At 61.8% G+C, this 14,733-nt stretch carries 10 protein-coding genes; 8 read left to right on the top strand and 2 right to left on the bottom strand.

Features of this window, described 5'->3' with window-relative positions; all coding sequences use genetic code 11:
* Positions 1-14: 14 nt before the first annotated feature.
* The 5 genes from AC515T_RS16305 (at position 15) to AC515T_RS16285 (ending at position 7,546) form a co-directional block, all read left to right on the top strand.
* On the top strand, positions 15-782 hold the full coding sequence (locus AC515T_RS16305) for a coniferyl-alcohol dehydrogenase (RefSeq protein WP_496529152.1): 768 nt from the start codon (positions 15-17) through the stop codon (positions 780-782).
* Positions 783-873: 91 nt separating this feature from the next.
* Positions 874-2,523, top strand: coding sequence for a DUF1302 domain-containing protein (locus AC515T_RS16300; protein WP_496529151.1), 1,650 nt, complete (start codon positions 874-876; stop codon positions 2,521-2,523).
* Positions 2,524-2,538: 15 nt separating this feature from the next.
* Positions 2,539-3,900 carry a DUF1329 domain-containing protein gene (locus AC515T_RS16295; protein WP_496529150.1) on the top strand — a complete coding sequence of 454 codons (1,362 nt, stop codon included), beginning with the start codon at positions 2,539-2,541 and terminating at the stop codon, positions 3,898-3,900.
* A gap of 69 nt (positions 3,901-3,969) precedes the next feature.
* Positions 3,970-5,073 carry a WD40/YVTN/BNR-like repeat-containing protein gene (locus AC515T_RS16290; RefSeq protein ID WP_496529149.1) on the top strand — a complete coding sequence of 368 codons (1,104 nt, stop codon included), beginning with the start codon at positions 3,970-3,972 and terminating at the stop codon, positions 5,071-5,073.
* Between the two features lie 52 nt (positions 5,074-5,125).
* Positions 5,126-7,546, top strand: a complete 2,421-nt coding sequence (locus AC515T_RS16285) for an efflux RND transporter permease subunit (protein WP_496529148.1) — start codon at positions 5,126-5,128, stop codon at positions 7,544-7,546.
* Between the two features lie 1,175 nt (positions 7,547-8,721).
* On the opposite strand, the gene mhpT is transcribed toward AC515T_RS16285, so the two are convergent.
* Complete coding sequence (mhpT, locus tag AC515T_RS16280; protein WP_496529147.1) at positions 8,722-9,945, bottom strand: 3-(3-hydroxy-phenyl)propionate transporter MhpT; 1,224 nt, start codon at positions 9,943-9,945, stop codon at positions 8,722-8,724.
* 314 nt (positions 9,946-10,259) lie between these two features.
* Between mhpT and AC515T_RS16275 the strand changes: the two genes are divergently transcribed.
* A complete protein-coding gene (locus AC515T_RS16275) occupies positions 10,260-11,567 on the top strand; it encodes an OprD family porin (protein ID WP_496529146.1) in 1,308 nt (435 codons plus the stop codon).
* A 73-nt stretch (positions 11,568-11,640) separates the two neighbouring features.
* Here AC515T_RS16275 and AC515T_RS16270 read toward each other — a convergent pair whose 3' ends face one another.
* Entirely contained in the window at positions 11,641-12,126 is a 486-nt protein-coding gene (locus tag AC515T_RS16270) for a MarR family winged helix-turn-helix transcriptional regulator (protein ID WP_496529145.1), read from the bottom strand.
* 213 nt (positions 12,127-12,339) lie between these two features.
* Between AC515T_RS16270 and AC515T_RS16265 the strand changes: the two genes are divergently transcribed.
* Together AC515T_RS16265 and AC515T_RS16260 are read left to right on the top strand one after the other, a co-directional pair.
* On the top strand, positions 12,340-13,170 hold the full coding sequence (locus tag AC515T_RS16265; RefSeq protein ID WP_003202420.1) for a p-hydroxycinnamoyl CoA hydratase/lyase: 831 nt from the start codon (positions 12,340-12,342) through the stop codon (positions 13,168-13,170).
* Positions 13,171-13,275: 105 nt separating this feature from the next.
* Positions 13,276-14,724: an aldehyde dehydrogenase gene (locus AC515T_RS16260; RefSeq protein ID WP_496529144.1), complete on the top strand. Its 1,449-nt coding sequence runs from the start codon at positions 13,276-13,278 to the stop codon at positions 14,722-14,724.
* Positions 14,725-14,733 lie beyond the last annotated feature (9 nt).

Genomic DNA, 14,733 nt, shown 5'->3' with positions numbered 1-14,733 from the left:
TAAGAGGACTCAACATGAAACTCGACAACAAGCTTGTGCTGGTGACCGGTGTCTCGTCGGGTATCGGTGCTGCCACGGCGAGCCTGCTGCGCGCTCACGGCGCCCAGGTGATTGGCGTGGACCTCAAGGCGCCGCACATGACCCTGGACGGTTTTGTGCAAGGCGACTTGAGCAGCGCCGAGAACATCGAACGGTTGCTGCCACAGCTGCCCGCACGGTTCGACAGCCTGTGCAACATTGCCGGCGTGCCGGGCACCGCCAACCCGCAACTGCTGGCGCGGGTCAACTACCTTGGGCTGCGCCACTTGAGCCGTGCGCTGCTGCCGCGTATCAGCGCTGGCGGCAGCATCGTCAATATTGCCTCGATCCTCGGTGCCGAGTGGCCGTTACGCCTGGAACAGCACAAGGCGCTGGCGCGCATCGACGATTTTGCCGCCGCGCAAGCCTGGTTGGCCGACCACCCGGTGCCGGACCGGACCTGCTACCAGTACTTCAAGGAAGCCTTGATCGTCTGGAACTACCTGCAGGCCCAACCCTGGTTCCTCGAGCATTCGGTGCGCATGAACAGTGTCGCGCCAGGCCCGGTGTTCACCCCCATCCTCGACGACTTCGTGAGCATGCTCGGCGAGGCCCGGACCCAGGCCGACGCCCATCGCATGAAACGTCCCGCTTATGCCGATGAGGTGGCCGCGGTGATCGCTTTCCTGTGTGCCGACGAATCGCGCTGGATCAACGGCGTCAACCTGCCGGTCGATGGTGGATTGGCCTCCACCTACATCTGAAATACGCACCCGCGGACAGCGGCGCAAGCCGCGACCTGAGCGTGTTGGCTGCCAAAGCCATGCCCGAAAATAACAATAATGAGAAGCGTCCATGGATAACATCAAAGATAGCTTTCGTTTCAAGCAGTGCGCCCTGTTCCTGGCGTTATGCAGCACCGGTGTGATGGTCGACCGGGTCGAGGCCATGCAAATGGACCTGGGTGACTCCGACTGGAAACTGCGCTGGGACAACACCATCAAGTACAGCCAGGCCTGGCGCCTGCAGGGACAGGACAGCCGCTTGGTCAACGCGCCAACCGCCAACGGCCTGTACCCGTCGATCCAGAGCCAGGGCGATAAGAACTTCAGCAGTGGCCTGGTCTCCAACCGCCTGGATCTGTTCTCCGAAATGGACCTCAGCCGGCAAAACTATGGGCTGCGCGTGAGTGGCGCGGCTTGGTACGACGATATCTACAACCAGGACACCGACAGCAGCGATCAACCGCATTTTCTCAGCGAAACCCGCAAGCTCCATGGTCGCGACGCGGAAATTCTCGATGCCTTCGTGTTCTTGCGCGGAGACCTCGGTGAAGACTCCCAGGGCGTGGCACGCCTGGGCCGACACAGCCTGATCTATGGGGAAAGCCTGTTCTACGGTGGCAACGGCATCGCCAATGCCCAGGGGCCGACCGACGTCGTCAAGTTGCTCAGCGTGCCGGGGACTCAGTTCAAGGAGATCCTGCGTCCGGTCAATCAAATCTCCGGGCAGTTGCAGATCAACCCGCAGCTGTCGGTGGGCGCTTACTATCAGTTTGAGTGGGAGCGTTCCAATCTGCCCGGCGCCGGCAGCTACCTGAGCGATGTCGATGCCATCGGTTACGGCAGTGGTCCGTTGCGCGAAGTGTTCGGCAACGACACGGTCAATGGCGGCGATCTGAAACCCCGCAATTCGGGGCAGGGCGGCATGCAGATTCGCTACAAGCCGAGCGGCACCGAGCTGGAGCTGGGTTTCTACGCGGCCCAATATCACGATAAGGCGCCGATCGGGTTGTACGCGTACCTGGACGGTCCGGCGGCAGCGGCCACCGGCTTGCCGATCCTGGGTTCCTATCGGCAGGTCTACGCCGAAGACATCAAGACCGCCGGCGTCAGTTTCTCCACCGCCTACGGCCCGTTCAACTTTGCCGGTGAAACCTCGGTGCGCTGGAACGCACCGCTGGTGAGCAACCTGCAAGTGGTGACCCCCGGCATGGAGGCCGATGGTGGCGACAATGAGTTGTTCGCCAGGGGCAAGACCGCCCACGCCAACCTGTCGGCGATTTATCTGTTGTCGCCCACCGCGTTCTGGGACGGTGGCTCGGCCCTGGCCGAACTGGCTTGGAACCGCACCTTGAGCGTGACCAAGAACGCTGCCGCGCTGGATTCCAACACCACCCGCGATGCCACGGCGCTGCGGGTATTGATCGAGCCGGCGTACTTCCAGATTGTCGATGGGATCGACCTGACCGTGCCGATCGGCATGGGGGTGGTGCTCGATGGGCGCTCATCGGCGGTCAACAAATCCGGCTTCGGCAACACCCATTCCGGCGACTGGAGTGTCGGGCTCAAAGCCACCTATCTGCAACGCTGGGATGTCGGCCTCAACTACGTGAACTTCTTTGGCGCACCGAAAGCCGGGCTGCGCGAGGACGGCAATTTCAGTTACGGACAGTCGTTGGCCGACCGCGACTTCGTCTCGCTCTACGTGAAAACCTCATTCTAATAAGGTGGATTCGCCATGCAGAACACAGCTTTCCTGAACACCTGCGTCCTGACCCTGGCCCTGGCCGGCATGGGGCTGGCGCAAGCGGCGGTGTCGCCTGAACAGGCCGCGCGCTTGAGAACCGATCTGACCCCCCTGGGCGGCGAGCGTGCCGGCAACGCCGATGGCAGCATCCCGGCCTGGCAGGGCGGTTATACCCAGGCCACGCCCGGCTACAAACCGGGAGACAAGCGCCCCGATCCATTCGCCAGCGAGAAACCGCTGTATTCGATCAAGGCCGCGAACATGGAACAGTACGCCGGCGAATTGGCCGAAGGCACCAAGCTGCTGCTCAAGAAGTACCCGGACTATCGCCTGGACGTATACCCGACCCATCGCTCGGCCGCCGCACCGCAATGGGTGTATGACAACACCAGCAAGAATGCCACCCGCGCCACGCTGGACGTGGACAGCGAGAAGGTTTCCAACGCCTACGGCGGCATCCCGTTCCCGATCCCGGAAAACGGTGCGCAAGTGCTGTGGAATTATCGGTTGTCGTGGCAGGGCGGCGACACCATCAGCTCGCCTTTCGATACCTGGCTGATGACCGCCGGCGGCAAGAAAGTCCAGGCGACCCGGGCCCAATACACCTACCAGTTTCCCTACTACGTCGAAGGCGGCAGCCTGGAAAACTATTCGGGCAAGTACCTGTTGGGCAAGCTGTTCACTGAGTTGCCGTCGTCCAAGGCTGGCGAAGGCCTGATGACCCACTGGGACCTGGACCCGGCCAATCGGGCGGCCTGGCAGTATCTGGTCGGCCAGCGCCGGGTTCGCCGGGCGCCGAACATCGCCTATGACACGCCGGACTTCGTGACCTCCGGCGTCGGCCTGTTCGATGAGGCGTTCATGCTGTTCGGGCCGACCGATCGCTATGACCTCAAACTGGTGGGCAAGAAAGAGCTGATCGTTGCCTACAACAATAACCGCGCGGCGCTGGCCAAGAGCGACGACCTGGTCAAGGCGAACTTCCTCAACCCTGATCTGGTGCGTTGGGAGAAGCATCGGGTCTGGGTGGTCGAGGCCACGCTCAAGTCCGGCAAGCGCCATGTCGTGCCGCGTCGGACCTACTACGTCGACGAAGACTCCTGGCAGATCCTGATGGCCGACGGTTATGACGCCCAGGGCAAACTCGGCCGGCAGATGTACTCGCTGACGCTGCTGGCGCCAGACCTGCCGGCCCTCACCGCACAGGTCATGTGGGGCAGCTACAACCTCGACACCGGGGCCTACTTCCTCAACTCATCGAGCAACGACTTGGCGGTTCAGTACCAGAAGGTCGCGAAGCCTTCGGCGTCCTACTTCACCCCGGATGCCATGGCCAACGAAAACATGCGCTGAACCGGTGGCGGCCGTGGCGAGGAGGAGGTTCGTCGCGGTCGCTTACGATTTTCCAGGCGGAATAACGATATGAACGTTGAAAAAATCTTTGCGCGTCGCGGCCCGCTATGGGGTGTTTGCGCCCTGGTGGGGTGCCTGCTGGCGAGCGTGCCCTGGGTCGTACAGGCCACGACATTGGCGGTGCTGCAGCAACCGGCACTGCCGACGGCCAAGGCCCCGCGTGCGGTATTGCTTGGGCTGGCCCGGGCCGGTGAACGCCTGGTGGCGGTGGGTGAGCGTGGGATCGTGTTGCTCTCCGATGACGCTGGCGTGAGTTGGCGCCAGGCCAAGGTACCGGTCAGCGTCAGCCTGACGGCGGTGCAATTCGTCGATGCCGAGCAGGGCTGGGCGGTCGGTCATCTGGGCGTGGTGCTGCACACCCAGGACGGCGGGGAAACCTGGCAAAAACAACTCGACGGTGAGCGTGCCATCGCCCTGGCGGTGCAGGTCGCCGAGCGCGATGCCAATCAACCCGGCGGTGCCAGCCACTTGGCCCAGGCACGGCATATGCTCGATGACGGACCGGACAAACCGTTTCTCGACCTGTACTTCAGTGACCGCCTGCACGGCTACGTCGTGGGCGCCTACAACCAGATCTACCGTACCGATGACGGCGGACGAAGCTGGCAACCGTGGATGCGGCATGTGGACAATCCCCAGGGCTTGAACCTGTATGGCATTCGCGCCGTGGGCAAGGACCTGCTGCTGGTGGGGGAGCGCGGCCTGCTGCTGCGTTCGACCGATGCCGGGCAGTCATTCCAGGCCTTGAAGTCACCTTATGAGGGCAGCTTTTTCGGCCTGCTCGGTACCCGCGATGGGGCCTTGATTATTTATGGCTTGCGCGGAAACGCCTGGTGGTCCGATGACCGTGGCGGCAGTTGGCGACGCCTTGACACCGGTATCGAATCGACCCTGGCGAGCGCCCTCGAACTGCGCGACGGCAGCCTGTTGTTGGCCAGCCAGAGTGGCGAGCTTCTCTTCAGTCATGACCAGGGGCGCAGCTTTGACAAGCGTCAGAGCCGCAGCGGCGGGACCGTCGCTGCCATGCAACAGGCGGTCGACGGCAGCCTGGCCAGCGTCGGCTTGACCGGCGTCGCCGCTGACCAGGATCCGCGGGCCTCCGGTCAACCTTGAAACTTCACGGTGTAGCGCTATCGGGCTGCGGCTCGTGCAACAGGAGTCAAACTTGAAAGACGACAGAATCCAAACCGTGATCGGCCGCCAGGAAGACTTCGACCGGGCGTCGGGCAACTTCGCCGAGCGGGCAATCTTCAACCATCGACCGCTGGTGATCCTGCTGTGCCTGCTGGTGACCCTGGTGCTGGGTTGGCAAGCCACGCGCATCGGCATCAATGCCAGCTATGAGAAAACCATTCCCACCGGGCATCCCTACGTCGCCAATTTCCTCGAGAACCGCAGTGAGTTGAGCGGCCTGGGCAACTCACTGCGCATCGCCGTGGAGGTCAAGCAGGGGAGCATTTTCACCAAGGACTACCTCGACACCTTGGCCAAACTCAACGACGAGCTCTATCTGCTGCCGGGTGTCGACCGGCCCTACATGAAATCGTTATGGACCCCGACCACGCGCTGGACCGCCGTGACCGAGGAAGGGCTCGACGGCGGCACGGTGATCCCTGACGACTACGACGGCTCGGCCGCCAGCATCGAGCAGGTGCGGACCAATGTGGCCCGCTCCGGGGAAGTCGGTCAGTTGGTCGCTGGCAACTTCAAGTCCAGCGTGATCTTCGTGCCGTTGCTGGAAATCAATCCGCAGACGGGCAAGGCGCTGGACTATGGCGAGTTTTCCCGGCAACTGGAGGCGTTGCGCGACAAGTACCAGACCGATGACCTGCGGATTCACATCACCGGTTTTACCAAGATCGTCGGCGACCTGATCGAGGGCATGACCCAGGTCCTGCTTTTCTTCGTGGTGGCGGTACTGGTGACAGTACTGGTGCTGTTCGGCTACACCCGTTGCGCGCGCAGCACCCTGGTGGTGGTGACCTGTTCACTGGCGGCGGTGTTGTGGCAACTGGGGCTGCTGGCCCTGCTCGGTTATGAGCTGGACCCCTATTCGGCCTTGGTGCCGTTCCTGGTGTTCGCCATTGGCATGAGCCATGGCGCGCAGAAGATGAATGGCATCATGCAGGACATCGGCCGTGGCACCCACCGGGTGGTCGCCGCGCGCTACACCTTCCGCCGACTATTCGCTGCCGGCATCACCGCGTTGCTTTGTGACGCGGTGGGCTTCGCGGTGCTGCTGCTGATCAACATCCGGGTGATCCAGGACCTGGCGATCACCGCCAGCCTCGGCGTGGCGGTGCTGATCTTCACCAACCTGATCCTGCTGCCGATCCTGCTCAGCTATATCGGCGTCAGCCCGGCGGCGGCGCAACGCAGCCTGAGTGCGGAAACCACCGCGCAACAGGCGCAGATCAAGCATCCACTGTGGCGCGTGCTCGATCTTTTCACCCAGCGCCGTTGGGCCATGGGCGCCATGTTGGCGGGCTTGCTGTTGGCCGCGTTTGGTTTTGCGGTGAGCCTGCACCTGAAAATCGGCGACCTGGACCCCGGCGCTCCAGAGTTGCGTGCCGACTCGCGCTACAACCGCGATGCGTTGTTCATGACCCAAAACTACGCGGCCAGCTCGGATATTTTCGTGGTCATGATCAAGACCCCGGAAGATCAATGCACCCGTTACGCCAGCCTGTCCGCGGTGGATGCGCTGGCTTGGCAACTGGAGCAATTGCCTGGCGTGGAATCGACCACCTCGATGGCGGCGCTGAGCAAGATCGCCACGGCCGGTTATAACGAAGGCAACTTCAAATGGTATGAACTGATCCCCAACGACGGCGCACTGGGTGCCGTGCAGACCCGTGCTCCGCGAGAGTTGTTCAATCAGGGCTGCTCGATGCTGTCGTTGTACGTCTACCTGGCCGATCACAAGGCTGACACCTTGAACCGGGTGGTGGAGGCCAGCGAACGATTCATTGCCGGGCATCAGATGCCAGAGGTCAAGTTCATGCTGGCGGCCGGCAGCGCGGGGATCGAAGCGGCGACCAATATCGTCGTGAAGAAGTCCATGCGCGAGATGCTGTTCTGGGTCTACGGTGCGGTCAGTCTGCTGTGCTTGCTGACCTTCCGCAGCTGGCGCGCGACCTTGTGCGCGATGCTGCCGTTGATGCTTACTTCTATCCTGTGCGAGGCGCTGATGGTAGGGCTGGGCATGGGGGTGAAAGTCGCGACACTGCCGGTCATTGCATTGGGCGTGGGCATTGGCGTCGATTATGCGCTCTATGTGTTGAGCGTGATCCTGGCGCGGATGCGTGCCGGCGACACCTTGGCCCAGGCGTATTACCAGGCGCTGCTGTTCACCGGCAAAGTGGTGTTGCTGACGGGCATGACACTGGCTGTGGCGGTGTCGACCTGGGCCTTTTCGCCGATCAAGTTTCAGGCTGACATGGGGATCTTGTTGGCCTTCATGTTTCTGGTGAACATGCTTGGGGCTTTGATTCTGCTGCCGGCCTTGGCCTGGTTGTTGCTGCCGCAGAGGGTGTTTTTAAAAAAGCCTGAGTTGAGTCGGCAGGGGCGGTGGGTTCGGGGGTGAGGGGGGCTTTTTGGGGGCGGGGTGAATATCCGTTATTTAGGTCACGGCGGCTTATGGTTCCGCTTTTACAGCGGGTCACTTTTGGAAGAGCCGGGAGCCGGACCAGCCAAAAGTAACCAAAAACGCTTTGCCCCACCACTTGGTGCCTCGCTTAGGCTCGGCATGCCTGAACGAAGGCATTGCTCCGTGGGCCGCCGCGAAGGGCCATCCATGGCCCAGCGCGGCTAACCCGGCCTCCATGCCGGGATGCCCACTGCGCAATGCCTTCGTTCAGCCAGCGTGGTTAACGGGGCGCCCGAGATCAACGTCCAACACGAGGCGGCCTGATAGCCGACCTGGCTCTCCCGGTCGTACACCCATCAGATTTGTGGGAGCAAAGCTTGCTCGCGATAGCGGTGGTTCAGTCACATGGATGTTGGGTTTGCTGGCCTCATCGCGAGCAAGCTCGCTCCCACAGGTGATCTTGGGCGTTCATAAGTCTTGTGTTCACCACAGGCCCATTGTGGGAGCGAGCTTGCTCGCGATAGTGGTGGTTCAGTCACATGGATGTTGGGTTTGCTGGCTTCATCGCGAGCAAGCTCGCTCCCACAGGTGATCTTGGGCGTTCATAAGTCTTGTGTTCACCACAGGCCCATTGTGGGAGCGAGCTTGCTCGCGATAGTGGTGGTTCAGTCACATGGATGTTGGGCTTGCTGGCTTCATCGCGAGCAAGCCCGCTCCCACAGAAGAGGCTGGGGGCATGTGAATTATGTGTCTGGCTGAAATCTAGTGTGGGAGCGAGCCTGCTCGCGATAGCGGTGGTTCAGTCACATGGATATTGGTCTGACTGGTCTCATCGCGAGCAGGCTCGCTCCCACGGTGGTTCTGTGTTGGACATAAATTTTGTGTTCACTGGACATTGAATGTGGGAGCGAGCTTGCTCGCGATAGCGGTGGTTCAGTCACATGGATGTTGGGTTTGCTGGCCTCTTCGCGAGCAGGCTCGCTCCCACAGGGGAGACGCGGGCCCACGGAGCAATGCCTTCGTTCGGGCACACCAAGCCTAAGCGAGGTGCCGAGTGGTGGGGCAAAAGCGTTTTGCTTGACTGGGCCGGCTTCCGGGCTTCTCAAAAGTGAGCCGCCGTCAGGGCGGAGCCCTAAGCCGCCGTGACCTAAATAACGGATATTCACCCCAAGTCAGGAGTTCTCAACAACCGGATTCGTAACATCAAACCGTGGCCCGGCCGAATAACGAATCACACTGAGAACAGCCAACGTCGCAACCACCAACCCTGGGGAAGTCGCCAGCAATACAGCAGTGGTCCCACCCCCGGCCGCCAGGATCTGCCCGGCGGCCAGAGGCCCGGCCACCGACCCCAGGCGCCCGATGGCCACCGCCGCACCCACCCCCGTCGCACGCACGGCCGTAGGGTAGGAGGGCGGTGCCAAGGCATAGAGCACCAACTGCGCAGCCATGACAAACAACCCGGCGGCGAACCCGGCCATGGCCATGGGCACGATACCAATGGACAGCCCGACCCCGGCCAGGGCGCTCAACAGGCCGGCATAGACAAACAGCACCACCTTGATGCCATTGCAACGGTCCAGCAACAGGCCGCCCAGCAACGAGCCAAGGGCGCCGCCGATGTTGAACAGCATCTGCACCAGGCCAGCCTGGGGTTTGCTGAAGCCCTGTTCCAGCAGCAACGACGGCAGCCAGTTGAGCAACATGTACATCACCGTCAGGGTGAAGAAATAGCTCAGCCACAGGGCCAAGGTGGTACGGCTGCGACCTTCACCGAACAGCGCCTGGGCAGTGGAACCGCGTCGTTGGCTACCATCCTGGGCCTGGCGAAAGGCGCTGGATTCAGGAAGCCACAGGAGCATCAGCGGGACCACCAGCAACGGTGCCAACCCGCCGATGAAAAACGTCATCTGCCAGTGCTCGCCAAACAGCATCGCGACCACGGCGGCCAACGCGCCGCCCAACGGCACCCCGGCATACATCACGCTGATGGCCGTGCCTCGGCGCTGCTCACCCACGGCTTCGGCACACAGGGCAATGAGGTTGGGCAGGGCGGCACCTAGGCCCAGGCCGGTCATGAAGCGCACCAGCAACAGGCTGGAGAAGTGTTCGACATAAGCGGTGCTGAGAGAAAACACGCCGAACAGCAAGACAGCGGCGATGAGGATTTTCTTGCGACCGATGCGATCAGCGATCCAGCCCCCGAAGAAGGCTCCCGGCAGCAATCCGATGATCCCGGCGCTGAACACCCAACCCATCATTTTCGGGTCAAGGGCAAACGTCTGCCGTAATCCTGCGGCGGCGGTACCGGCTGACTGCAGGTCGAAACCCTCGATCAACGCAACGATGAAACACAAGGCAATGGTCAGCGTCGCACGACGCGCCGGACGGTCCATGGCAAATCCTCTTATTGTTTTTGTGAGGGACACCGGCTCGGAGGAAACCGGGCGGGGTGCTTTTAAGATTAACAAAGCTAACTAAAAAATGAAGGGCGCCAGGAGGATGCCAATAAGCGGCCAGTTCATTATGAAAATCAGGTGCTTGGCAACAATCTATGGATGAATTAGTAAATTAGTTAATTATATTAATGTTCGATTATCGAACATTCGTGATTGACGAAGGGCCCATGCCGTTTCCATTCTTTGTCCGCACGGCCTTTCATCGCCAAGGTTGGGCCGATCAAAACAACAACAATAAATGGACACCGAACATGCCAAACCTTGCTCGGGACACGCTGACGGCGCGCCCTGTTTCATCTCTCGTCCCTCTGCTGGCCTGTCTCGGGCTGAGCCTCGGCGCTCCCGCATTGTGGGCGGAAGGCTTCATCGACGACAGCCACGGTACGCTGACCCTGCGCAACTACTACATGGACCGCGACTACAAGGACGACGGCGCCAAGACCGCAGCCCGGGAATGGGCGCAGGGTGTGTTCATGAACATGGAGTCGGGGTTCACCCCGGGCACGGTCGGGTTCGGCCTGGATGTGAGGGGGTTGCTGGGCATCAAGCTCGATTCGTCGCCGGATCGCAGCGGCACCGAGCTGTTGCCGGTGTCCAGCAGCGACAAGCGCGCGGCGGATGAGTATTCGCGCCTGGGCGTGACCGGCAAGCTGCGTTTCGCCCAAACCACGGTGAAGACCGGCGATGTATCGATCTTTCTGCCGTTTGCCTTTGCCAGTCCGTCGCGATTGCTGCCGCAGACCTTTCGCGGGACGACGCTCAGTTCCAAGGATTTCGACGGTTTGACGTTGAACACGGGTTACATCGATCGCATCGCTCGCCGCGATTCCACCGATTACCAGCCGATGAGCATCGCCTCGCCCAACCGCCGATTCAACGGCGCGGCGACCTCTTCCCATATGGCGTATGTAGGCGGCGACTACCAGGTCAACAAAGACCTCAGCCTGCGGGCCTACCACGCCGAAGTGGCAGACCTGTACCAGCAGAACACCCTGGCGTTGTTGCATAACCTGCCCCTGGGCGACGGTGTCCTGACCACCGACCTGCGCAGTTTTTTCAGTGACGAAGACGGCGCCGCCAAGGCCGGAAAGGTGGATAACCGCAATGTCTCGGCGCTGGTCGGCTATCGCCTGGGCGGGCATCGCGTGAGCCTGGGCTACATGCATTCGAGCGGCGATACGGCCACGCCTTATGTGTCCGGCACCGAGTTGATGGGCTTGAGTGAAATGACTATGAGCTCGGACTTTCTCAATGCCAAGGAACGCACCTGGCAAGCAATCCATGACTACGACTTCGCCGCCGTGGGCGTGCCGGGCTTGAGGAGTCGACTGCGGTATGTGCGTGGCGATCATATCGAACTGGCGGCCCTGAACGCCGAGGATCGCAAGGAGCGTGAGTTCCAGATGGAGCTGGGGTACGTGATCCAGAGCGGCCCACTGAAAAACGTTGGGCTGCTGGCGCGCAAGTCGATCTATCGCAACGACTTTCCGGGGACGGCGGCGTTTCGCGACGAGAACCAGACCCGATTCCTGGTGACGTACAGCGTGCCGATCTGGTGATGCGCTGAGGTGCGACGCAACGCTTTTGTGGCGAGGGAGCTTGCTCCCTCGCCACAGGGGGAGCGGTGTTCTGTTACTGGTAAACCTTCTTCAACAACCGCAGCAACTCCTCGCGCTCAGTCCCTGAGAGGGTTGCGGTGGAATCAAGGTCGCTCTGGGCGGCGATTTGCTTGAGTTCCTTGAGCAGGGTTTCGCCGGTCTTGCTCAGGAATATTCCATAGGAGCGCTTGTCCGGCTTGCAGCGCACGCGCACCGCCAGGGCTCGGCTTTCCAGCTTATTCAACAGCGGCACCACTTGCGGCGGTTCGATCGCCAGGGCTTTGGCCAGGTCGGCCTGCATCAGGCCGGGATTCTGGTCGATGATCGCCAGGGCCGAGAACTGGGCGGGGCGCAAATCGTGGACGGCGAGCCGGCCGATCAGGTTCTGGAACAGTTTCAACTGGGCGCGGCGCAGGGCATAGCCGATCAGGTCGTCCAGCGCGGAGTCCAGCGGTGCCTGCGCGTCGGTCCCGGCGACCAGGGTCTCGGCGGGTTCGGCAAGCTTGGAAGACTTGGCCATCGAAGTGAGCTTCCTCAAAGTAAGTGATTAACAAGGCTATCCAGTTTGCCGGGGTTGCGGCGCCCTGGCTACGGGCTTGTGCATTTTGGAATTTTTTAGCCTTCGACCCTGCCTCTGAAAAATACGGATAAACTGATTAATAGTTAATTGACATAACTAAATTTCCAGTTTAGTTTTTGATCATCTTCAGCCAAGAACAAGAGAGCCCGCATCATGAGCAATTACGAAGGTCGCTGGAAAACGGTCAAGGTCGATATCGAAGAGGGCATCGCCTGGGTCACCCTCAATCGCCCGGAAAAACGCAACGCCATGAGCCCGACCCTCAACCGCGAGATGATCGACGTGCTCGAGACCCTGGAGCAGGATCCGGCCGCAGGCGTGTTGGTGCTGACCGGGGCCGGTGATGCCTGGACCGCCGGCATGGACCTCAAGGAATACTTCCGCGAAGTGGATGCCGGCCCGGAAATCCTCCAGGAAAAAATCCGTCGCGAAGCGTCGCAATGGCAGTGGAAACTGCTGCGCATGTACGCCAAGCCGACCATCGCCATGGTCAATGGTTGGTGCTTCGGTGGCGGTTTCAGCCCGCTGGTGGCATGCGACCTGGCAATCTGTGCCGACGAAGCGACCTTCGGTCTCTCGGAAATCAACTGGGGCATCCCGCCGGGCAACCTCGTCAGCAAGGCCATGGCCGATACCGTGGGCCATCGTCAATCGCTGTACTACATCATGACCGGCAAGACCTTCGGCGGGCAGAAAGCCGCTGAGATGGGCCTGGTCAATGAGAGCGTGCCTTTGGCGCAACTGCGTGAAGTCACCGTGGAGCTGGCGCGCAACCTGTTGGAAAAGAACCCGGTGGTACTGCGGGCGGCCAAGCATGGCTTCAAACGCTGCCGCGAACTGACCTGGGAGCAGAATGAGGATTACCTGTACGCCAAGCTCGACCAGTCGCGCCTGCTCGACACCGAGGGTGGCCGCGAGCAGGGGATGAAGCAGTTCCTGGACGACAAGAGCATCAAGCCAGGCCTGCAGACCTACAAGCGCTGAGACCACCGCGCGGCGGGCGCCATCGTGCGTCCGCAGGCTGTTCGTCCAAGGCCCTCGGCGCTACTGTGAACGTATTCCCGATAAAGACAATAAAGAGGAATCACCATGCTGGACGTGCCCCTGTTGATTGGCGGCCAGTCGTGCCCGGCCCGCGACGGCCGGACCTTCGAACGCTGCAACCCGGTGACGGGTGAGGTGGTGTCTCGCGTGGCCGCCGCCACCCTGGAAGACGCCGATGCCGCCGTGGCCGCCGCCCAAGCGGCGTTTCCCACCTGGGCCGCGCTGGCGCCCAACGAGCGCCGCACGCGTCTGTTGCGTGCGGCCGAACAGTTGCAGGCCCGTAGCAGTGAATTCGTCGCTGCTGCCGGCGAGACCGGTGCCATGGCCAACTGGTACGGCTTCAACGTGCACCTGGCGGCGAACATGCTCCGCGAAGCGGCGTCGATGACGACCCAGATCAACGGTGAAATCATTCCTTCGGACGTGCCTGGCAGTTTTGCCATGGCCCTGCGTCAGCCCTGTGGCGTGGTGCTGGGCATCGCGCCATGGAACGCCCCGGTGATTCTCGCCACCCGTGCCATCGCCATGCCCCTGGCCTGCGGTAATACCGTGGTGCTCAAGGCTTCCGAGATAAGCCCGGCCGTGCACCGGCTGATCGGCCAGGTGTTGCAGGACGCCGGGCTGGGTGACGGTGTGGTCAACGTGATCTGTAACGCACCGGCGGATGCGCCGGCCATTGTCGAACGGTTGATCGCCAACCCGGCGGTGCGCCGGGTCAACTTCACCGGTTCGACCTACGTTGGGCGCATCGTCGGCGAACTGTCGGCGCGCCATCTCAAGCCAGCGTTGCTCGAGCTGGGCGGGAAGGCGCCGCTATTGGTGCTGGACGACGCCGACCTGGACGCAGCCGTGCAAGCGGCCGCCTTCGGGGCCTACTTCAACCAGGGCCAGATCTGCATGTCCACCGAGCGCCTGATCGTCGACGCCCGGGTGGCGGATGAGTTCATCGCCAAGCTGACCGCCAAGATCGCCACCTTGCGTGCCGGTGATCCGGCGGCAGGTGATTCGGTGCTGGGCTCGTTGGTCGATGCCAGTGCCGGCCAGCGCATCAAGGGGCTGATCGACGATGCCTTGGCCAAAGGCGCAACGCTGGTCACCGGTGGCCAGTTGGAAGGCAGCATCCTGCAGCCGACCTTGCTCGACGGCGTCACTGCACAGATGCGCCTGTATCGCGAAGAATCCTTCGGGCCGGTGGCGGTGCTATTGCGCGGTAACGGCGATGAAGAACTGCTGCGCCTGGCCAACGATTCCGAGTTCGGCCTGTCGGCTGCGATTTTCAGTCGCGACACCACCCGCGCGTTGGCTCTGGCCCAGCGGGTCGAGTCGGGCATTTGCCACATCAACGGGCCGACCGTGCACGACGAGGCGCAGATGCCCTTCGGCGGGGTCAAGTCCAGCGGTTACGGCAGCTTTGGCGGCAAGGCGTCCATCGAGCATTTCACCCAGTTGCGTTGGGTGACCTTGCAGAACGGTCCCCGGCATTACCCGATCTGAAAACCATCG

The organism is Pseudomonas sp. FSO-7 (assembly GCF_059579345.1).
This window is presented reverse-complemented; position numbering and strand designations above follow the sequence as displayed.